Source organism: Archangium lansingense, from assembly GCF_026626635.1.
In the GTDB taxonomy this organism is placed as follows: domain Bacteria; phylum Myxococcota; class Myxococcia; order Myxococcales; family Myxococcaceae; genus Archangium; species Archangium lansingense.
This window is the reverse complement of record NZ_JAPNKA010000001.1, coordinates 8,912,501-8,931,420: the sequence shown is the minus strand read 5'-3', so window position 1 is coordinate 8,931,420 and position 18,920 is coordinate 8,912,501. Positions and strand designations below refer to the sequence as shown.

Sequence of the window (18,920 nt, the reverse complement as noted above, 5' to 3'; positions counted from 1 at the left end):
GCACAGTGCCGCGCGGTGTCTGCCCTTAGACTTTTGAGGCGGGGGGGAGCAGCTCCAGCACCGACTCGGCGGCCCGGGCGGCGGCTCCATGCTGTCCGAGCCGGGTGCGCACCTCCTCCAGCCCCTGGAGCATCTCCTCGCGTGGTGTGCCTGGCACCCACAGGCGGCGGATCTCCCCGGCGATGCGCTCGGGGGTCATGTCGCCCTGGAGCAGCTCGGGAACCACCCGGCGGCCGGCGAGCAGGTTGACGAGTGCCACGTGCGCCACCTTCAGCATCATCCGGCCCACCAGGTAGGTGATGAGCGAGACGCGGTACACCACCACCAGGGGCCGCTGCATCAGCCCGGCCTCGAGGGCCGCGGTGCCCGACGCCACGATGGCCGCGTCGCTGGCGCCCACCACCTCGGGGGCTCTGCCGTCCACCAGCACGGGCTGCACACCGCTGCCCTGGAAGCGGGAGAGGATCTCCTCGCGCGGGATGGTGGGGGCCACCGGGACCACCACCTGGAGTCCGGGGCGCTCGGCCACGAGCTGCTTCGCCGCGCCCACCATGCTGGGGAGGATGCGGCGGATCTCACTCATCCGGCTGCCCGGCAGCAGGGCGAGGGTGGGCGTCTCCTCGGGCAGCCCGAGCTTCTGGCGGAAGGTGGCGGCACTGGCGGGGGAGGGCACCTGCTCGACCACGGGGCTGCCCACGTAGCGCGCGGCGACTCCGGCCTCCCGGTAGAAGTCCTCCTCGAAGGGGAGGATGCAGAGCATCCGGTCCACGAGCCTGGCGATCGTCTTCACGCGGCCTCGGCGCCAGGCCCAGATCATCGGCGAGACGTAGTAGGCGACGGGGATGCCGAGCTTCTTGAGGCGGGCGGCGAGCCGGAGGTTGAAGTCGGGGATGTCCACGAGGATGGCGCAGGCGGGGCGGCGCTCGGCGGCGGCCTGGGCCAGCCCGCCCATCACTTGGAGGATGCGCGGAATCTTGGGCAGCACCTCGGTGATGCCCATGACGTTGACCTCGTGGGCGCCGTAGAGCAGCTCCACGCCCTGGGCGGCCAGACGCGAGCCTCCCATGCCGAAGAAGGTGAGGTCTGGACGCTGGGCCTTGAGGGCGGCAACGAGCTCGGAGGCGTGGGCGTCACCGGACGCCTCGCCAGCCACGACGAGAATCTGGGGGGCAGAGGACATGAGAAGCGGCGCGCATCCTATCCGAAGCGCTGCTCAGCGTCGTTGCGCATCCTCCGCAGGGCCTTGCTCGGATGCCCAGTCACCCACGCGTCGCGCGGGCTCCATCGCAGTAGACGACGCCCCCCCGGACGCAGCAGGCTCCGGCCATGGCGCCTCCCAGCGAACCGATCATCCGGACCTTGCTTCCCTCGGAGGCGGCGGCCTTCTGGTCCCTCCGGCTCAGGGCCCTCCGGGAGCACCCCGACTGCTTTGCCTCCTCCCCCGAGGAAGAGGAGAACGTCCCCCTCGACGTGGTGCGTGCCCGGCTCGACAGCCAGTCTCCCGCGACGAACCTCGTGCTCGGGGCCTTCGTGGACGACAGGTTGGTGGGGATGACGGGCCTGCGGCGGGACTCCTTTCGCAAGGCGGCGCACAAGGCTCGCATCTGGGGCATGTACGTCACGCCGGAGGCCCAGGCTCAAGGCATCGGCAGGCGGCTGCTCGAGGTCGCCATCAACGCCAGCAGGAAGATGGGCGGTGTCGAACAGCTCCACCTCGAGGTAGTGGTGGGCAATGACCGGGCGCGGGCCCTGTACCTCTCGTTGGGTTTTCAACCCTACGGCGTGGAGAAGCGGGCGCTGCGCATCGGCGAGACGTACGTCGACGAGGAGCTGATGTTTCTCACGCTCTGAGAGGCGTGCCTGTCGTGTCGCTGAAGCGTTGCTAATGGACGCTTCCTGATTTCGTGACCCGCGGATAGAAACCTCGCTCTGGTGCGCCCGATAAAGCCCCACATGTGGGGTGGGGTACCCGATTCGTCAACTCATGGGGGGTGTCGCATGAGCCAGGAGGGTCAGGTGGCCATGCCGCGGTTCACCAAGGAGCACTGGGAGAGCGACTTCGCTCGGCGGATCTCCCTGGCGGCTCCGACCGACACCGCGCGTGGCGTGTTCTGCATGGGCCTGTTGAAGGCGCTGGAGGAGCTCGGGGACGCGGAGACGGCACAGCGCTGTCTGGAGGCCAGTGGCGAGCAGAAGTTCGTGGAGCTCTTCAACTACCCCATCGCCACCTATCTCCGGATGGTCTCCACCGCGATGCATCTGCTGGCGGAGAAGTACGGGACCATCGAGGAGGCGTTGCGGCGGATCGGCCGGAGGGCGGCGGCGGACTTCCGGGAGTCCTCGGCGGGTCGGGCCATGGGGGTGATGCACGGAGGGGATGCACGGCGCCTGCTGGACTGCTTGCCCGTGGTGTACCGGGTCTCGTTGAGCTTCGGCATGTACGAGCTGTCGTGGGTGGCGCCGGCGCATGCCCGCTTCCGGGTGAAGCGCACCTTCATTCCCTACCCGTTCCACGAGGGCGTGCTGCTGGAGCTGCTTGAGAAGGTGCAGGCCTACCGCGCGAGGGTGCGCGGCCAGCAGACGGATGTGCTCGACAGCGAGTACGAGATCTCCTGGGGGTGAGGGCCGCCGTCACGGGCCGGGCTTCGCGTCCAGTGCGAGCACCATGCAGACTCGGCTCGCGGGAGGGAGGCCGGCTTGGGTCTCGTGCTCGCGGATGCCGCGCAGCTCGGGGCCCACCTCGTCGTCGCTCATGATGCGGAAGCCCCAGCGCTCGTAGTTGGGCGCATTCCAGGGCACGTCTCGGAAGGTGGTGAGGAGCATTGCTGGGTAACCTCGCTCACGGGCCTGGCGCTTCAGCACCTCGAAAAGGGCTCGGCCCAGACCCTGGCGCGCATGGGCCGGGTGCACGTCGATCTCCGCGAGGTACGCCATGCCATCCACCTCCTTGCAGAGCGCGAAGGCCGCGAGGTCTCCTTCCGCGGAGGCGGCCACCCAGACGCCTCCCTGCCGCTGGTACTCCTGGAGTTGCTCGAGCGTCTGCTCTGGCAGTTGGGCGGCGAAGGGCTGCGCGGACTGGAGGAACTGCTGCGCCGCGAGGTGCTCGATCTCCGGCAGTACTGCCAGCTCCTCGAACTGGGCTCGCCGCAGGGTGTATCCGCGCCAGGGGGTGGCCTCTGTCTGCATCTCACGCTCCGAGTTCAGTCGCTTAGCTCCCGAGCCTTCGTACTCGGGAGCGGTGCGTTCTTTAAGCTGCTTCAGCGGGACGCTCTCCGCGCGCGGCGCGCCGTTGGATCTCCTGGTTGTCGGATCTCTCCTGAGCCATCACCGCTTTCACGGAGCCCGCACTCCTGCATGATGGACGGCCCGCGCGGTGCTCTCCCTGAACTCTTTCACTCTGGGAGCGTTCGTTCCCACCCTGGGCAACCGGCCAGGCGATTCCATTCGGAGAGAGGGAGAAATCCACGAGCGGGGGAGCGTGGATACCCACTGATGCGCGCGGGCCGAATGTGTACACTCGGCGGCCCTTGAAGACGCTTCTTCTGGCCGAGAGCCATCCGCCCACTCTGGAGCACCTGACCGGGGTGCTGTCTCAAGCTGGCTACACCGTGCGAGCGGTGAGCGATCCCGGTTCGGCGATGGAGCACTTCGTCGCCGACAACCCGGACCTGGTGGTGGTGTCCGTGGATATGCCGCGCCTGGAGGGCGCGCACGTGGGCCACCTCATCCGCAACCACAGTCAGGGGGCGCGCGTGCCCATCGTGGCCATCGACAAGGGCCACCTGGGACGGGCGCGCGGGGTGGCCTCGGTGCTGGACTTGAAGGTGAACGCCTACGTGGCGGATCCCCTCAAGCCGGGCGAGCTGGTAGGCAAGCTGCAGTCCTTGGCGAGCGTGGCGGCACAGCCCGGGGCGCCGCTCAAGGGTGTGCGGGCGTTGCTGGCGCGTCCAGCGGTGATCAGCGGCGAGCTCAAGGGCTTCCCGTTGCCGGCGCTGCTGGTGTCGCTGCACCGATTGGGCCGCGACGGCGTGCTGGTGGTGGCGTACAGGGATTTGACGCGGCGGGTGTTCTTCGCCCGAGGCGGCGCGGTGAACTACGACTCCAGCGCGCGGCAGGACGCGCTGCCCAGCTACCTGCTGCAGCGTCAGGTGGTGACCGAGGTGCAGGCGGAGCGAGTGGTGCAGGCGCTGGGCTCGGGGCTGCGCATTGGCGCGGCGCTGGCAGATGCGGGAGTCGAGGCCGCGGGCGAGGAGCTGCTGCAACTGCTGCGCGACTACACGACGGACCGGCTGGCCCAGGTCATCGGCATGCGTGAGGGCCGCTACGCCTTCTACGCGGGCGACGAGTTCCAGGCCGAGGTGGCCACGGTGGAGACGCCGGCGCTGGCGCCGATCCTCGATGGGGCGCGGCGGGCCATTCCGCTCAAGGTGATGGCTGCACCGCTGCGCTCGCACCAGGCGGAGTTCCCGGTGCGCACGCCCGAGTTCGGCAAGGACCTGGGCGCGCTGGGGCTGAACACGGAGGACCTGAAGATCGCCATGCAGGTGAACGGGCGCATCGCGCTGCGGGAGCTGCTGGCGCACGGGCGAGGAGATCTCCGGCGCGGGTACTCGCTGCTGTGGTTCCTCAAGCTGGCGGGCTGCATGAGCTTCTCGTCCACGCCGGTGGCGACGGGTCCCGGCGAGGTGGTGGCGGTGCCGGAGTCCATCGCCCCGCGCAAGCGCAAGCCGCTGCCGACGGAGACAGAGGCCAGCCTGCGGGATGGCGCGGTGAAGATCATCACCGGCAGCTACTTCCGTTGCCTCGGGCTGGACATCGCCGCGGACAGCGAGGCGGTGGAGCGCGCCTACCACGAGCTCGCCACGCACTTTCATCCAGACAGCTACGCCGAGTACGACACCTCGGAGATGAAGGATCTACTGGACTCGGTGCAGGAGAAGCTCTCGGCGGCGTACCGGGTGCTGTCGGTGGAGGAGAAGCGCAAGGCGTACCTGCAGTACCTGATGTCGCGCATGGACGTGGGGCGGGCCACCACGGTGAACGTGGACGCGGAGATCATCCTGCGGCGCGGGGAGGCGGCGCTGAAGCGCAAGCAGTACCGCTCGGCGCTCATCCACTTCGAGGAGGTGGTGACGCTCAACCCGCAGGAGCCCGAGTACTACTCGTACCTGGCGTGGGCCACGTTCCTGGCCGGCACGGGGCCGAAGGAGGACCGGGCGAAGGCGGCGCAGAAGGTGTTGCGCAAGGCGCTCTCGCTCAACCCGTACCTGGAGCGGGCGCTGATCATCTCGGCCATCATCGACAGCGAGATGGAGGACGCGTCCGTGGCGCGCAAGAAGCTGTTGAAGGTGCTCGAGCTCAATCCCAATGCCCAGCTCGCCAAGGCCGCGCTGCGCAAGGTGGGCCGGTGATTCCGTGATGCGGAAGGTGTTGTGGAGGTTGCTGGGGTACGCCCGGCCGCACGTGGGCGTGCTGGTGGCGGCCTTCGCGTGCATGGCGCTGGTGGGGCTGGCCACGGGGGCGTACGCGTACCTGATGGGGCCGGCGCTGCGCTTCCTGCTGTCGGGGGGCGCGGAGGGCTTTGGTGGCGCGCAGCAGGTGCCATGGCTGTCGAGCCTCCCTCGCGAGTCCGTGCTCTGGGGCTTCCCGGTGGTGGTGCTGACGGTGGGGGTGGTGAAGGGCGTGGGGTACCTCGGGCAGTTCTATTGCATGGGCCTCTTCGCCCAGCAGGTGGTGGCGGACCTGCGGCGGGAGCTCTTCGTCCGCCTCACCGCGCTGTCGCCCGCGCAGCTCGCGCGCGAGCGGATGGGAGATCTGCTCAGCCGTTTCTCCGCGGACGTGCAGGCGGTGGAGCAGGCGGCCATGTACACGGTGGGCTCGTACCTGCGGGACTCGCTGCAGATCGTCGTGCTGGCGGGCGTGGCGCTGTCCATCAGTCCTCTGATGGGCGGGTTGATGCTGTGCGTGCTGCCGCTGGCGGCGCTGCCGGCCTCGAAGCTGACGCGCAAGGCGCTGAAGGGCACGCGCGAGGGCCAGGTACAGCTCGGCCACCTCTCGGGGCAGCTCCAGGAGGGGCTGGGGGGCATGCGCACCATCCAGGCCTTCAATGGACAGGCGGCGGAGTTGGCGCGCTTTTCGACACACGCGCGGGCGCACGAGGAGGCGCTGGTGCGGGCCGCCTGGGCGCGAGGCGGAGTGCCCGGGGTGATGGAGGTCCTGGCGGCCGCGGCGCTGGCGGGTGCTCTGGCCTATGCGGCGGCCACCCACGCGATGGAGCCCGAGTCCCTGCTGTCCTTCCTCACCGCGGTGGTGCTCGTGTACCAGCCGGTGAAGGACCTGGGCCGGGTGACGCAGTTCGCGATGCAGGCGGGCGCGGCGGGTGAGCGGCTCTTCTCGCTGCTGGACCTGCGCCACCCGGTGGAGGACGTGCCGGGGGCTCTCGAGGCACCGGCGCTGAGACAGGGCATCCGGGTGGAGGGCGTGCGCTTCTTCTACGGGGAGCGGCGGGCGCTGGACGGGCTGACGCTGGAGCTACCGGTGGGCAAGGTGGTGGCGTTGGTGGGGCCGAGCGGCGGAGGGAAGAGCACACTCACGAGCCTGCTGCTGCGCTTCGAGCGCCCTCAGGAGGGCCACCTCTTCTTCGACGGGGTGGACGTGGACGGCTACACGGCTGCGAGTGTGCGGGCGAAGTTCGCGCTGGTGACGCAGGAGCCGTTGCTCTTCTCGGGCAGCGTGCTGGACAACCTGCGCTACGCGCGGCCGGACGCCACGCGTGAGGAAGTAGAGGCGGCGGCGCGGGTGGCGAACGCGGACGGCTTCATCCGGGCGCTGCCCGAGGGTTACGACACGCGGGTGGGTGAGCGCGGGGCGAAGCTGAGCGGAGGCCAGCGGCAGCGGCTGTGCATCGCGCGGGCGGTGCTGTCGAAGGCGCCGGTGCTGGTGCTGGACGAGGCGACGAGCAGCCTGGATCCAGAGAGCGAGCGCGAGGTGCAGGCGGCGCTCTCTGCGGTGCTGCCGGGGAGGACGGCGCTGGTGATTGCGCACCGCCTGTCGACGGTGGTGGAGGCGGACATCATCTGCGTGGTGGAGGCGGGGCGGGTGGTGGAGCGGGGCAGCCACGCGGAGCTGCTGAAGGCGGGAGGCCGTTACGCGGCGCTCTGGGCGCTACAGACGGCGGCGCCGGAGCGGGGAGCGGCGTGAAGCCCGCGGTGGTGGTGGGCAGGCTGCTCCGGGCGTTGCTGGGGCTGGTGCTGCTGCTCCTGGGCGTGGCGGGGTTCTTCACCCTGGCCGCCTTCTACGCGGAGTACCCGGTGGTGCCGTCCCAGGCGGACGGGCCCGGATGGGTGCGAGGGGCCTTCCATGTGCACACGCTGCGCTCGGACGGGCGGGGCACGGTGGAGGAGGTGGCTGCGGCGGCGAAGGCGGCGGGCCTGCACTTCGTGGTGCTCACGGACCACAACGATCTCGCCCCTCGGGAGCCTGCCTTCGTAGACGGGGTGTTGATGGTGCCGGGCGTGGAGCTGTCCACGGCCCATGGCCACCTGGTGGCGTTCGGCCTGCAGCGCCCGCTGGAGGGCTTCCAGAAGGGGATGGACGGAGGGGCGGCCGAGGCGGCGGTGGAGAGGGCGGGTGGGGTGAGCGTGCTCGCGCACCCGGTGCAGAAGCGCAACCCCTGGCGCCACGAGGAGGCCGCGCGGCGGGCGGATGGCTTCGAGCTGTACTCGGCGGACACCTTCTTCCGAGACGCGATGAGCCGCCCGTTCAGCCGGTTGTTGCCGGCGGTGGGGGCGTCCTTTGGCAACCCCGTGCACGGGGTGATGATGCTCGTCGAGCCGGGGCCCGAGCCGATGGCGAGGCTGCTGGCGCTCGAGCGGGAGAAGCCGCGGGTGGCGCTGTGCTCGCACGACGCGCACGGGTTGCCGCGCTACGAGGACGTGTTCCGGGCGCTGGCGATGTACCTGCCGGACATGCGGAAACTCCCCGAGGACGCACGAGCCGCGGCTGACCAGGTGGTGAAGGGCCTGGCGAGTGGCGAGGCGGTCTGTGCCTTCCGGGCGTTGGGGGAGCCCGAGGGCTTCGCGCTGGAGGGAGTCAACGCGGAGCGCCGGGAGGCCCACGTGGGGGACGTGCTCACGGTGCGCCTGCCGCCGGGGGCCGGGGAAAAGGTGAGAGTCGAGGTACGAGGGGCGGGGCGGTTGAGAGCGGATGGAAGGTCGGTGGAGCTGGTGGAGGAGGGGGCGGTGCAAGTGGAAGCGTGGGTGGAAGCACCGGGGAGCTTCTTCGGGACGAAGTGGAGGCCCTGGATGGTCCCGAGCCCGGTGAAGGTCCTGCCAGCGACCAAGCTCCCCTGACCCCAGTGACACAAGCGTGCCAATTTCCCCTCTCCCCCCCGGGAGAGGGACGGGGTGAGGGTGCCCGTCCCCGAGCTCCCCACCGTGCCCCGCAAAGTGAAACGGCCGCCCCCGTGAGAACGGGAGCGGCCGTCGAATCACTACTGCGCCATCAACTCAGTTGTAGTCAGCGCGCAGCGAGAGGTTCTGGTAGCCGCCCTTGGCTCCGAAGATCTTGATGTAGTAGTTGCCCGGGCGAGCGTTGTTGAGGTTGCAGTTCTCGGAGTTGTGCTCCTTGACCTCGCGGCAGTCGTACTCGAAGTGGCTGGGCGCCGAGCCGTGCTGCACGTAGAGGTCCGCGTTGCCCTCGCCGCCGAAGATGCGCACGTGGATGTTGCGGTGGCTGCCGTTGGCGGAGGCGGGAACCTCGAGCTTGTACACCTGGTCAGAGCCGGCCACGCCGGAGAGGCCGTCGAGCTGCACGCCCTTCTCGACCGGGATGTAGCCACCCTTCCAGGTGACCGACAGCGTCACGCCGGTGTAGGCGCTGAAGCCGTTGAGCATGACGTACCAGGTGCCCTGGGACGGAGCGGCGAAGAGGCAGCTCTCCGCGTTGCCGGACTTGTAGGGGCGGCAGTCGTACTGGGTGGTGGTGGGCGCGTTGGCGAAGCGCACGTACAGGTCCGCGTCACCCGTGCCACCGGCGATGCTGACGTTCAGGTCGGTCGCACCCTCGGGCACCTTGAAGCTGTAGTACACCTTGGAGCCCTTGGCGCCAGCGATGTCGGAGATCGGGGTGTTCTTCTCGATCGGGGTGTTGACCGGCGGAGGCACGGGCACGCCCACGCCCACGGCCTTCCAGGCGTTGGTGACGGACGCGATGGTGGCCGCGTCGTAGCCCAGCTGCTGAGCAGCCTGCTCGGTGGCCACCTTGGCCTGCTCGAACGTGGTGCTCGGCGTCATGAGGTCGGCGTTGGCCTTGTAGAAGATGCGCGAGGCCTTCTCGATGCCGATGCCGGCCACCACCTGGGTGGTCTTGCCCTTCGGGTGGGTACCGCCCTGGCTCAGCATGTAGAAGGCCAGGTTGGAGATACCGGAGCTGTAGTGCACGTCCACGCCCGAGGCGTAGTCCGGGTAGTAGTCCAGGGAGTCGCCGTCCTGGGTGGGGTTGGCCATGTAGCGCAGGGCGTCGCCCGGGGTGGCCGGCGTCCACACGTCGTCACCGATGAGCCAGGTGCGCGCGCTGACGACCTTGCCGTCGCCGTACCACTCGCACACGGCGCCGAAGATGTCGGACATGGACTCGTTGAGGCCGCCGGACTCACCCGAGTAGATGAGGTCCGACTCGTTGTCCGTCACGGCGTGGGTCAGCTCGTGGGCGGTCACGTCCAGCGAGTTGGCCAGGTTGGAGGCGGTGACGTTGTCGCCGTCGCCGTACACCATCTGGGTGCCGTCCCAGAAGGCGTTCACGTACTTGACGCGGTGGTGCACGGTGCTGATGAGCGTGGCGCCCGCGTTGTTGATGGAGTCGCGGCCGTACAGGCTCTGGTAGCAGTTGTAGACGGTGCCCAGGTGGTCGTAGTTGGTGTTGACCACAGCGTCGGCCACGGGGGCGTCGCCCTCGGAGCGGGTCAGGGTGCCGGGCAGGGTGGACAGCGTCTTGCCGTCGTACAGCTTGCGGTTCAGGCCGGTGTGCACGTGGGGGATGCGCAGCAGGACGGAGCCGTCGGCGGCGTTCACCAGCACCGAGTCGTCCACGGGGGTACCGTCGGCCTGCTCACCGGTCTGGCGAACCTCGTACACCAGCTCCAGCTTCTCGCCGTTGCGGTAGTAGAAGAGCTCCGGGGAGCCCGCGAGGCGGGACCCCTGGGGAGCCTCGCGGTCCTGCTCCGCCGCGCTCATGGCGGCCTCGGGGGCCACGGTGGCCTTGTCCGGGCCCACCAGGTCGCCGCGGACGTTGGTGTTGGCCGCGATGATCTTCCCGCCGCGCGCGTGCAGGCGCAGCTCGCCGCCGTAGATGGCCCGGCCGTTGTGGCTCACCGCATAGCGGTAGTGGGTGTCACCCTGGGCGTCCGCGTAGGCGCGCTTGAGGGTCAGGTTGCTCGCGTCCAGCTTGAACTGGGGCGCGATGCCCGCCAGCACGGGGCTCAGGTCCGCGGTGAGCGCCGCCTCGGGGGAGGACAGCTCGGGCAGGTTGCCCAGGTCACCGGTGATGAAGCGGGCAGTGCCCGTCGAGTCAGCGTCAACCACAGTGTTGCCGAGTGCGGACGCTAGCGTCCTGACCGCCCCGGGCTTGTTGTTGTCGGTCGTGTTGCCTTCGGTGCAGGCGCCCATCATCAACGACAGGGCCGCTACTCCCATCACTCCACGGATGCGAATTGCCACTGTGCTGCCTCCTGATCCCTGTGCCTCAAGGACGGAAAATACTGTGCACGATGAGTCCAACGATTTCAAGGATTACTGACAAATTCCATCTTTCCTGTCTTAACAAATTTCAAGAAACGTAGAGTATCGAAGGTTTCGACGGGAAGTCGGGGAGGGTGGATGTGTGCTGTCGGGAGGTGCGGCATCTGGTAGAGGGACGCGGCCCCGGCTGCCATGCGACTGCTCTACGTCCTCGCCAGTTATCTGCTGTTCGCCGTGCTGTTCCCGGTGTTGTCGCTGCACCGCAAGACGCGGCACGGGCTGCGACAGCGGCTGGGCTTCTACGCGGAGGGAGAGCTGCCGGCGCGAGGGCCTGGGCCGACCATCTGGATGCACGGGGCGAGTGCGGGAGACTTGCTGGCGCTCTCGCCGATGTTCGGCCTATTGAGGGCGCGCTTTCCGGGGTGCCGCATCGTGCTCTCCACGATGACGAACTCGGGCTACATGATGGGGCGCGAGCGCCTGGCGAAGCAGGTGGACGGGGTGGTGTACGCGCCGTACGACCTGTGGGGCGCGACGCGGCGGGCGGTGAAGGCCATTGGGCCGGACCTGCTGGTGCTCGAGTACACGGAGATCTGGCCCAACCTCATCCGAGCGGCGAGCTGTGCGGGGGGACGGGTGGTGCTGACGAACGGGCGCTTCTCTCCGGCGCACCAGGGGAAGTACCGGGTGTTGTTTGGGCTGATCGGCAACCCGCTGAGGGACATGGAGCTGTTCCTCATGCGGGGCGAGGACGAGGCGGAGCGGGTGTTGGGGCTGGGGGCGCCGAGCGAGCGGGTGTTCGTGACGGGGAACACGAAGTTCGACGCGTTGGCGGTGGCGGACGTGGGGCAGGAGGACGAGGCTCTGCGGAGCGCGCTTGGGCTGAAGGCGGGGGAGCGGGTGTGGATTGCCGGCAGCACGCACGAGGGTGAGGAGGAGCACCTGCTGACGGTGTATCGGCGGTTGCTGGAGGCGCACGCGGACCTGCGGCTGGTGATCGCGCCGAGGTACATCGAGCGAGCGGGGCGGATTGCCGGGCTGGTGAGGGATGCGGGGCTGAGCGTGGGGTTGCGCTCGAAGGGGAACGAGGGGGGAGGGCGGGTGGTGGTGCTGGATACGATTGGCGAGCTGTCGAGGGCGTACCGGCTGGCGACGCTGGTGTTCGTAGGCGGGTCGTTCACGAAGAGAGGGGGCCAGAACATTCTGGAGCCGGCGGGGCAGGGGAAGCCGGTGCTGTTCGGGCCGCACATGGAGAACTTCCGGGACAGCGTGCAGGTGTTGGTGGGGAGGGGAGGCCTCCAGGTGAAGGATGGGGAGCAGCTGTACCGGGTGATGTCGGAGCTGTTGGCGAAGCCGGAGACGGTGGGGGCGCTGGGGGAGCTGGCGAGGGCGACGGTGAGACAGATTTCTGGAGCGAGTCAGCGCAACGTGGAGCACATGGCGAACGCGTTGGCGAAGCCCCGCTCCAATTTCCCCTCTCCCACCGGGAGAGGGACGGTGTGAGGGTGCCCGTCACCGTGTGGGCCGCCGTAACCGCGAACCCGTCCCCCCACTCGAGCAAGGATCGAGACTGGCGATGAAAATCCTGCACCTGCTCGCGAGCCCGTTCTGGAGTGGGCCCGCGGAGAACGTGGCGTTGCTGGCGTTGGCGCAGCGCGAGGCGGGGCACGAGGTGACGGTGGCGGTGGATCGCCGGCGGACGGAGGTGGCGTCGGAGGAGCCAGCGGTGCCGCGATTCGAGGCGTTGGGGCTGCTGGACGAGGGAGGGCTGGAGCTATCGGTGAAGTCGAGGCCGTGGAAGGTGTGGAGTGACACGAGGCGGCTGAGGGCGAGGAGCGTGGACGTGGTGCACGCGCACTTCACGCACGATCACCTGGTAGCGAGGTGGGGGAGGCCGAGGGGGGCGGTGTTGATCCGGTCGGTGCATGCGTCGAGGTCGCTGAGGGCCTCGTTGCCGCACGCGGACGCGTACACGGTGCCGTCGTCGTCGCTCATCACGAGATTGGTCGGGAGGCGGGTTCGGGTGCTGCCGCCGCTGGTGGATCCCATGTTCCGGCCCGCGGAGGAGCGCGAGGCACTGAGGAAGGAAATGGGGCTCACGGGCGCGCCGCTGGTGGGGATGGTGTCCACCTTCCAGGCCTCGAGGAGACACGCTTTGGGAGTGGAGGCCTTCGCGAGACTGCGCCAGAAGAACGCGGGAGCGCGGCTGGTGTTGGTGGGAGACGGAGGGCTGGTGGAGCCGGTGCGCGAGCAGGTGCGCGGGTTGGGGCTGGAGGAGGGGGTGACGTTCGCGGGGTACCAGCAGGGCGAGGCGTTTGCGCGCTGGCTGAGGGCGTTGGACGAAGTATGGGTGTTGGGGTTGGGGAACGACTGGAGCGCGAGGGCGGCGGCGCAGGCGAGGGCGAGTGGGGTGCGGGTGGTGGCGGTGGAAGAGGGCAACCTGCCGTCGCTGGCGGACGCGCTGGTGGAGGAGCTGACGCCCGAGGCGGTGGTGGCGGCGTCGGAGTCGGGAGCGGGGGCGAGGGTGGCGCACCCGAGCAACGCGAGGATCGCCGCGGACGTGATCGCGCTGTACGAACAGGCGAGGGCGGAGCGGTGAGCGCCGGGGCTCCGAGACAGGCCGCGCCGACGGCGATCGAGCGGGTGTTCTACCCGGAGAGGCCGGAGCCGTGGAGTCGGAGGGCGATGCTGGCGCCGCTGGGGGTGCTGGCGTGGGGTTACGGGGCGGGGGTGCGGCTGAGGGGAGCGCTCTACGACGCGGGCGTGCTGCGAGGCGAGCGGGTGGAGGGGCTGCGGGTGGTCTCGGTGGGCAACCTGAACGTGGGAGGGACGGGGAAGACGCCGGCGGTGCTGTACCTGGCGGAGCTGCTGGTGCGGGAGGGGAAGCGGGTGGGGATCCTGACGCGAGGGTATGGGCGGGGCTCGAAGGAGCCGCTGACGTTCACGGGAGCGGGGCCGCTGCCATCCGTGGAGGAGGCGGGGGACGAGCCGTTGCTGCTGGCGCGCCGGTGTCCGGAGGCGAGGCTGCTGGTGGGGGCGGATCGGCGGACGCTGGCGCGCCGGGCGAGGGACGCGTTCGGGTTGGAGGTGGTGCTGCTCGACGATGGCTTTCAGCACCGGCGGTTGGCGAGGGACGAGGACGTGGTGGTGGTGGACGAGGCGGTGGGCTTTGGAAATGGACGGATGCTGCCGCGAGGCCCGCTGCGCGAGCCGCTCTCGGGACTGAGTCGGGCGACGCTCTTCTGGGTGCGAGCCGCGGCGGAGCCCGTGCGGGAGTTGCCGCCGCTACCGGCCCCGTGCGTGCGGACGCGCTACCGGCCCACGGCCTGGGTGGATCCAGCGGGGAAGCTCCACCCGCCCGAGGCGCTGAGGGGACAACCGGTGCTGGCGTTGGCGGGGCTTGCTCGGCCGGGGGGCTTCCTGAAGACGCTGGGGGAGTTGGGGGCGGACGTCCGGGGGACGGCCTTGTTTCCAGATCACCATCGCTTCAGCGAGCGGGAACTCCACGAGGTGAGTCGCCGAGCGGCGGGCCTGGGCGCGCGAGTGGTGACGACGGAGAAGGATTGGGTGCGGCTGCCTGGGGGCTTCGAGACGTGGACGGTGCGGCTGGGGGTGGAGGTGCTCGAGGGGGAGTTGCACCTCCGGCGGGCGCTCGGGCTCGGGTAGGAAAAGGTCGGCTTGTGGAAGGGGAATTGCTGTGGGACAACGCGCCGCCATGGCTGCCGTCCTGCCCGCTCGAGTCAATGCTCCCCCTCTGGTCCAATTCGCGTTGGGTTTCGCGCGCCGGAGGGTGCTGCTGGTGGGGGACCTGGTCGCGGACCACTACATCTACGGCCAGACGGACCGGGTGAGCCGAGAGGCTCCGGTGCTGATCGTCCGCCACGAGTCCTCGGAGGTGAAGCTGGGGGGAGGGGCGAACGTGGCGGCGAACGTGCGTTCGTTGTCGGGGCAGGTGACGGCGGTGGGGCTGCTGGGCGTGGACGAGATGGGGAGGGCGCTGAGGAAGCTGTTCGACGAGGCGGGAATCGAGCTGAGCGCGGTGAGTGCGAAGGGCGTGGAGACGGAGACGAAGACGCGCATCCTGGCGGGAGGGGTGAACACGACGCGGCAGCAGATGTTGAGGCTGGATCGGGGGCAGCGGGGTCCGTTGCCGCCGAAGCTGAGAAGGGCGCTGGTGAAGCGGGTGGAGGAGGCGGCGAAGGACGCGGACTCGCTGGTGGTGTCGGACTATGGCGCGGGGGTGGTGGGGGAGGAGATGAGGGCGGCGTTGCGCAAGCTGGCGGCGGACGGGCTGCCAGTGTGCGTGGACAGCCGCTACAGCCTGTCGGCGTTCACCGGGGTGACGGTGTGCAAGCCCAACGAGCCGGAGCTGCAGGCCCTGGTGGGGAGGCCGTTGAGGACGGAGGCGGAGCTCTTGGAGGCGGGGCACGAGGTGGTGCGCCGGCTGAAGTGCCAGGCGCTGTTGGTGACGAGGGGCCGGCACGGGATGGCGCTCTTCGATGCGAAGGGCGGATTGGATCTGATTCCGGTGCATGGGGCGAAGGAGGCGGTGGACGTGACGGGGGCGGGGGACACGGTGATCGCGGCCTTTTCGCTGGGGCTGGCGGCGGGGGGGAGCTTTGGGGACGCAGCGAGGCTGGCGAACGTGGCGGGGGCGCTGGCGGTGCAGAAGCCTGGGACGGCGACGGTGGCGAGGGACGAGCTGTTGGGCGAGCTGAGGAGTGCGCGGTGAGCACGTTGAGCAAGGTGCAGAGGTTGGCGGAGGTGGTGGAGCAGCGTGAGCGCTGGAGGGCGGAGGGGAAGACGGTGGCGCTGGCCAACGGGATCTTCGATCTGATCCACGTAGGGCACGTGCGCTATCTCGAGGGGGCGAAGGAGCTAGCGGACTGCCTGGTGGTGGCGGTGAACTCGGACGCGTCGACGAGGGCGTACAAGGGGCCTGGGAGGCCGCACATTCCCGAGGGGGAGAGGGCGGAGATGGTGGCAGCGCTGGCGTGTACGGATCGTGTGCTGGTGTTCGACGAGCCGAACGTGCGGAACATCATTCGGGCGTTGAAGCCGGACGTGCACGTGAAGGGGACGGACTACACGCCGGACACGATTCCCGAGGGGGATGAGGTGAGGGCCTACGGAGGCCGGGTGGCGGTGGCGGGGGATCCGAAGAATCACAGCACGACGGAGCTCGCGAAGCGGCTGCAGGCGGAGCGAGAGTCGAAGTAGGGGCGAGTCGAATGAGCCTTCCGGAGTGGCTGCTCTCAACATTGGCGTGCCCCCGGTGCAAGGGCGAGCTCACCCCTCTCCTCCCAACAACCCTCCCTCTCCCACAGGGAGAGGGTCGGGGTGAGGGTATCCGTCCCCCGAGCTCCAACCCAGGGAGCACCACTCCGGCCGAGCTCTACTGCCCGACCTGTAGCCTCGCGTACCCGATCCGTAACGGAGTCCCGGAGCTCCTACCCGAAGCCTCCCGGCCATACACCCGCGGCTCAGGGAGCTGAACCGCGGACCTGGCTCCCCTCGGCGAAGGCGCGAACGACCTCGAAGACGCGAGCCGGGAGGTCACCACCGGAGTCGACGACGGGGGTGAGGTCGACCATGCGGTGAGGCGGGAGGGGGTGACCCCAGCGGTCCATGTCCATGCGGAGGAAGAGTCCGAGGGTGGGGGCGCCGACGGCGACGGACAGGTGCATGGGGCCGGTGTTGTTGCAGACGGTGAGCCCGGCGGAGCGCATGAGGGCAGCCAGCTCGTCGATATTGGTAGGAGGGGCGAGCTGGGAGCCGGGGGCGGAGGCGACGACGGAGCGGGCGAGCTCCTCCTCACCGGGGCCCCAGGTGACGATGGGGGTGCGGCCGGAGGCGATCAACGCCTGGGCGGCAGCGGCGAAGGCCTCGGGAGGAATGCGTCGCCAGCCGAGTCTCCCACCGGGATTGACCACGGCACGGGGCGAGCCGGAGCCGGCCTCGAGCCATGAGCGGAACGCCTCGCTGACCTGGGGAGTGCGGAAGGACATCGACTCTCGGGGCGAGCCGGGGACGAGGGGGGAGAGCAGGTGTACGCGTTGGAGCACCTCGCGGCTCGTATCGGTGCGGGCGGGGACGGAGAGCGAGTGGAGGTAGCGGACGGGCCACTGGTGGGGGCCGATGACGAGGGCGCGAGGTCCCACGAGCCGGGAGATGAGGGCGGACGTAACAGAGGGAGTGGACCAGTTGGAGCAGTCCACGACGACGTCATAGTGCTCGCGGCGCAGGGCGCGGATGCCGGGGGCGAGGGCTCCGAGCCAGAGGAGGCGCCGGTCGAAGGGGATGATGCGATCAGCCTCGGGGTGGCCGGCGAGGACGCGGGCGACCTTGGAGTGGACGAGGACATGGACCTCAGGGGGGTGGTGAGCCGCCTTGAGGGTGGTGAGCAGGGGGGTGGTGAGCAGGGCCTCACCCACCCGGTTGTCGATACGGACGAGGAGGATTCGCCGGGGGGAGGGGAGGGGGGTTCCAGGCTTCCGCCGCCGGCCGGGACGCCAGAGGAGGGCGGAAGCCACCAGAGCGAGTGCCAGCTTCGCCCACAACTCGAGCCGCTTGTGCCAGACCATCGGGGGGCGGACCATAGCAGAGAGGATCCGCGCAGGTGGCTTGACCTGATGGCCGGAAGCGCCTAGCAAGCCGCCACAATGCTGAAGAGCATGACTGGATTCGGAGCTGGGCGCGCGCGGGTGCGTGACGAGGAGTTTTCCGTCGAGCTGCGCTCGCTCAACCACAAATTCTGCGAGGTCAAGGCGAGGCTGCCGCGGGAGTTGGCGGCGCTGGAGCCGGCGCTGGTGAAGCAGGTGAAGGACCGACTTGCCCGCGGCGCGGTGGAGGTCTTCATCAAGAGGCAGACGGCGACGGCGGCCGGAACGGTGCCGGTGGTGGACGTGGCGTTGGCGCGGGAGTACTCGCGGGCCTTCCGCCAGGTAGCCGAGGCGCTCGGGATGATGGCCGAGGTCTCCTGGACCCATGTCTCCAACCAGCCGGGCGTGATGCGGCTGGAGGAGCGGGGGATGGATGTAGAGGCAGCTACGCAGGCGGTGCAGGAGGCGCTGACCCAGGCGCTTGGGGCTCTGGAGCAGATGCGCCAGGTGGAGGGCGAGGCCATCCGTGTGGACCTGGAGACCCGGCTTGGGCTCATCGAGCGGTGGAGCAAGGAGGTGGCCCAGCTGGCTCCGAGGTCGGTGGAGGAGTACCGCCAGCGGCTGGCCGAGCGCGTGGCCGAGCTGGCGCGAGGCATCTCCGTGGACGAGCAGCGGCTTGCTCAGGAGGTGGCCGTCTTCGCCGAGCGGACGGACATTGCCGAGGAGATGACGCGGCTGGCCAGCCATCTCGAGCAGTTCCGCCAGATGATGGCGGGGAGCGAGCCATCGGGCCGCCGCATGGACTTCCTTGTCCAGGAGATGCACCGCGAGGTGAACACCACGGGCTCGAAGAGCCAGCACGCGGAGATCTCCTCGCGCGTGGTGTCGATGAAGGCAGAAGTCGAGCGCATCCGCGAACAGGTTCAGAACGTCGAATGAACGAGCCCACTCATCTCCAGCCTGGTCTTCTGCTCGTCCTCTCCGCACCCTCAGGGACAGGGAAGACCACCCTGGCGCGCCGCCTGCTTGCCGAGCTACCAGACGCTATCTTCTCTGTCAGCGTGACCACCCGGAAGCCCCGAGGACGGGAGCAGGACGGAGTGGACTACCACTTCGTGGATGTCGCCGCTTTCCAGGATCGCATTGAGCGGGGCGAGTTCGTCGAGTGGGCTGAGGTCTACGGGCACTTCTACGGCAGCTCCCAGGCGGTGGTGGACGAGGCGCGAGCCCGGAAGGGCGTGGCCATCTTCGACATCGATGTGCAGGGCGGACTGGCGATCAAGCGCAAGCAGCCCGACACGGTGCTCGTCTTCGTCGTTCCTCCTGGGATGGATGAGCTCGAGCGCCGGCTACGCGATCGCGGGACGGACGCGGAAGAGACCATCCGCCGCCGGATGCTGGCCGCCCGCTCGGAGATCGAGCGGGGAGTCGCCTCATACGACTACATCATTGTGAATGACGACTTTGATCGCGCCTATCGAGACCTGCACGCGGTGGTCATCGCCGAGCGCAGCCGGCGAGGGCGGGCAGATCTCTCGAAGCTGAAGTTGGAGAAGCCCGCGCCCTGAGCTGTCGGGCTCCG

At 69.3% G+C, this 18,920-nt stretch carries 17 protein-coding genes; 13 read left to right on the top strand and 4 right to left on the bottom strand.

From position 1 onward, the window contains the following. Positions 1-25: 25 nt before the first annotated feature. Positions 26-1,180, bottom strand: a complete 1,155-nt coding sequence (lpxB, locus tag OV287_RS35300) for a lipid-A-disaccharide synthase (protein WP_267538434.1) — start codon at positions 1,178-1,180, stop codon at positions 26-28. A 146-nt stretch (positions 1,181-1,326) separates the two neighbouring features. On the opposite strand from lpxB, the gene OV287_RS35295 reads away from it, so the two are divergent. Both OV287_RS35295 and OV287_RS35290 read left to right on the top strand, forming a co-directional pair. Then, a complete protein-coding gene (locus OV287_RS35295; RefSeq protein ID WP_267538433.1) occupies positions 1,327-1,851 on the top strand; it encodes a GNAT family N-acetyltransferase in 525 nt (174 codons plus the stop codon). Positions 1,852-1,998: 147 nt separating this feature from the next. Then, complete coding sequence (locus tag OV287_RS35290) at positions 1,999-2,622, top strand: TIGR02265 family protein (protein WP_267538432.1); 624 nt, start codon at positions 1,999-2,001, stop codon at positions 2,620-2,622. Positions 2,623-2,631: 9 nt separating this feature from the next. Here the strand turns inward: OV287_RS35290 and OV287_RS35285 are convergent, their stop codons facing one another. Next, positions 2,632-3,186, bottom strand: a complete 555-nt coding sequence (locus OV287_RS35285) for a GNAT family N-acetyltransferase (RefSeq protein WP_267538431.1) — start codon at positions 3,184-3,186, stop codon at positions 2,632-2,634. A 341-nt stretch (positions 3,187-3,527) separates the two neighbouring features. Between OV287_RS35285 and OV287_RS35280 the strand changes: the two genes are divergently transcribed. From OV287_RS35280 to OV287_RS35270, 3 genes are read left to right on the top strand one after another with little or no spacing between them, the layout of a single operon-like run. Beyond that, entirely contained in the window at positions 3,528-5,411 is a 1,884-nt protein-coding gene (locus OV287_RS35280; protein ID WP_267538430.1) for a DUF4388 domain-containing protein, read from the top strand. A 7-nt stretch (positions 5,412-5,418) separates the two neighbouring features. After that, on the top strand, positions 5,419-7,200 hold the full coding sequence (locus tag OV287_RS35275; RefSeq protein WP_267538429.1) for an ABC transporter ATP-binding protein: 1,782 nt from the start codon (positions 5,419-5,421) through the stop codon (positions 7,198-7,200). Next, positions 7,197-8,351 carry a PHP domain-containing protein gene (locus OV287_RS35270; protein ID WP_267538428.1) on the top strand — a complete coding sequence of 385 codons (1,155 nt, stop codon included), beginning with the start codon at positions 7,197-7,199 and terminating at the stop codon, positions 8,349-8,351. Before OV287_RS35275 ends, OV287_RS35270 begins: the two co-directional genes overlap by 4 nt. A 156-nt stretch (positions 8,352-8,507) precedes the next feature. Here the strand turns inward: OV287_RS35270 and OV287_RS35265 are convergent, their stop codons facing one another. Beyond that, entirely contained in the window at positions 8,508-10,691 is a 2,184-nt protein-coding gene (locus tag OV287_RS35265) for a M4 family metallopeptidase (protein ID WP_267542469.1), read from the bottom strand. A gap of 237 nt (positions 10,692-10,928) precedes the next feature. Between OV287_RS35265 and OV287_RS35260 the strand changes: the two genes are divergently transcribed. The 6 genes from OV287_RS35260 to OV287_RS56525 all read left to right on the top strand — a co-directional run bounded on the left by OV287_RS35260 (position 10,929) and on the right by OV287_RS56525 (position 16,231). Next, positions 10,929-12,239 (top strand): 3-deoxy-D-manno-octulosonic acid transferase, encoded by a 1,311-nt coding sequence (locus OV287_RS35260; RefSeq protein ID WP_267538427.1) that lies wholly within the window; start codon positions 10,929-10,931, stop codon positions 12,237-12,239. Between the two features lie 73 nt (positions 12,240-12,312). Continuing rightward, positions 12,313-13,335, top strand: coding sequence for a glycosyltransferase (locus OV287_RS35255; protein WP_267538426.1), 1,023 nt, complete (start codon positions 12,313-12,315; stop codon positions 13,333-13,335). 86 nt (positions 13,336-13,421) lie between these two features. Further along, complete coding sequence (gene lpxK, locus OV287_RS35250; protein ID WP_267538425.1) at positions 13,422-14,402, top strand: tetraacyldisaccharide 4'-kinase; 981 nt, start codon at positions 13,422-13,424, stop codon at positions 14,400-14,402. Positions 14,403-14,451: 49 nt separating this feature from the next. Next, positions 14,452-15,468: a bifunctional heptose 7-phosphate kinase/heptose 1-phosphate adenyltransferase gene (locus OV287_RS35245; protein ID WP_267538424.1), complete on the top strand. Its 1,017-nt coding sequence runs from the start codon at positions 14,452-14,454 to the stop codon at positions 15,466-15,468. After that, the gene (locus tag OV287_RS35240; protein WP_267538423.1) at positions 15,465-15,956 is read left to right on the top strand and encodes an adenylyltransferase/cytidyltransferase family protein; all 492 of its coding nucleotides are present in this window, start codon (positions 15,465-15,467) and stop codon (positions 15,954-15,956) included. The genes OV287_RS35245 and OV287_RS35240 overlap by 4 nt, the downstream gene beginning before the upstream one ends. A gap of 11 nt (positions 15,957-15,967) precedes the next feature. Next, entirely contained in the window at positions 15,968-16,231 is a 264-nt protein-coding gene (locus OV287_RS56525) for a Trm112 family protein (RefSeq protein WP_373371855.1), read from the top strand. Here the strand turns inward: OV287_RS56525 and OV287_RS35235 are convergent. After that, the gene (locus tag OV287_RS35235) at positions 16,220-17,320 is read right to left on the bottom strand and encodes a glycosyltransferase family 9 protein (RefSeq protein WP_267542468.1); all 1,101 of its coding nucleotides are present in this window, start codon (positions 17,318-17,320) and stop codon (positions 16,220-16,222) included. The two genes, OV287_RS56525 and OV287_RS35235, sit on opposite strands and share 12 nt — an antisense overlap. A 78-nt stretch (positions 17,321-17,398) precedes the next feature. On the opposite strand from OV287_RS35235, the gene OV287_RS35230 reads away from it, so the two are divergent. Both OV287_RS35230 and gmk read left to right on the top strand, forming a co-directional pair. Then, positions 17,399-18,277: a YicC/YloC family endoribonuclease gene (locus OV287_RS35230; protein WP_267538422.1), complete on the top strand. Its 879-nt coding sequence runs from the start codon at positions 17,399-17,401 to the stop codon at positions 18,275-18,277. After that, entirely contained in the window at positions 18,274-18,906 is a 633-nt protein-coding gene (gmk, locus tag OV287_RS35225) for a guanylate kinase (RefSeq protein WP_267538421.1), read from the top strand. The genes OV287_RS35230 and gmk overlap by 4 nt, the downstream gene beginning before the upstream one ends. Positions 18,907-18,920 lie beyond the last annotated feature (14 nt).

Excerpts from the sequence above, each read along its gene's own strand:
- lpxB (WP_267538434.1), bottom strand. The coding sequence starts at position 1,180 with ATGTCCTCTGCCCCCCAGATTCTCGTCGTGGCTGGCGAGGCGTCCGGT.
- OV287_RS35235 (WP_267542468.1), bottom strand. The coding sequence starts at position 17,320 with ATGGTCTGGCACAAGCGGCTCGAGTTGTGGGCGAAGCTGGCACTCGCT.
- OV287_RS35255 (WP_267538426.1), top strand. The coding sequence starts at position 12,313 with ATGAAAATCCTGCACCTGCTCGCGAGCCCGTTCTGGAGTGGGCCCGCG.
- OV287_RS35260 (WP_267538427.1), top strand. The coding sequence starts at position 10,929 with ATGCGACTGCTCTACGTCCTCGCCAGTTATCTGCTGTTCGCCGTGCTG.
- OV287_RS35295 (WP_267538433.1), top strand. The coding sequence starts at position 1,327 with ATGGCGCCTCCCAGCGAACCGATCATCCGGACCTTGCTTCCCTCGGAG.
- OV287_RS35275 (WP_267538429.1), top strand. The coding sequence starts at position 5,419 with ATGCGGAAGGTGTTGTGGAGGTTGCTGGGGTACGCCCGGCCGCACGTG.
- OV287_RS35245 (WP_267538424.1), top strand. The coding sequence starts at position 14,452 with ATGGCTGCCGTCCTGCCCGCTCGAGTCAATGCTCCCCCTCTGGTCCAA.
- OV287_RS35230 (WP_267538422.1), top strand. The coding sequence starts at position 17,399 with ATGCTGAAGAGCATGACTGGATTCGGAGCTGGGCGCGCGCGGGTGCGT.
- OV287_RS35290 (WP_267538432.1), top strand. The coding sequence starts at position 1,999 with ATGAGCCAGGAGGGTCAGGTGGCCATGCCGCGGTTCACCAAGGAGCAC.
- OV287_RS35285 (WP_267538431.1), bottom strand. The coding sequence starts at position 3,186 with ATGCAGACAGAGGCCACCCCCTGGCGCGGATACACCCTGCGGCGAGCC.
- gmk (WP_267538421.1), top strand. The coding sequence starts at position 18,274 with ATGAACGAGCCCACTCATCTCCAGCCTGGTCTTCTGCTCGTCCTCTCC.
- lpxK (WP_267538425.1), top strand. The coding sequence starts at position 13,422 with ATGCTGGCGCCGCTGGGGGTGCTGGCGTGGGGTTACGGGGCGGGGGTG.
- OV287_RS56525 (WP_373371855.1), top strand. The coding sequence starts at position 15,968 with ATGAGCCTTCCGGAGTGGCTGCTCTCAACATTGGCGTGCCCCCGGTGC.
- OV287_RS35265 (WP_267542469.1), bottom strand. The coding sequence starts at position 10,691 with ATGGGAGTAGCGGCCCTGTCGTTGATGATGGGCGCCTGCACCGAAGGC.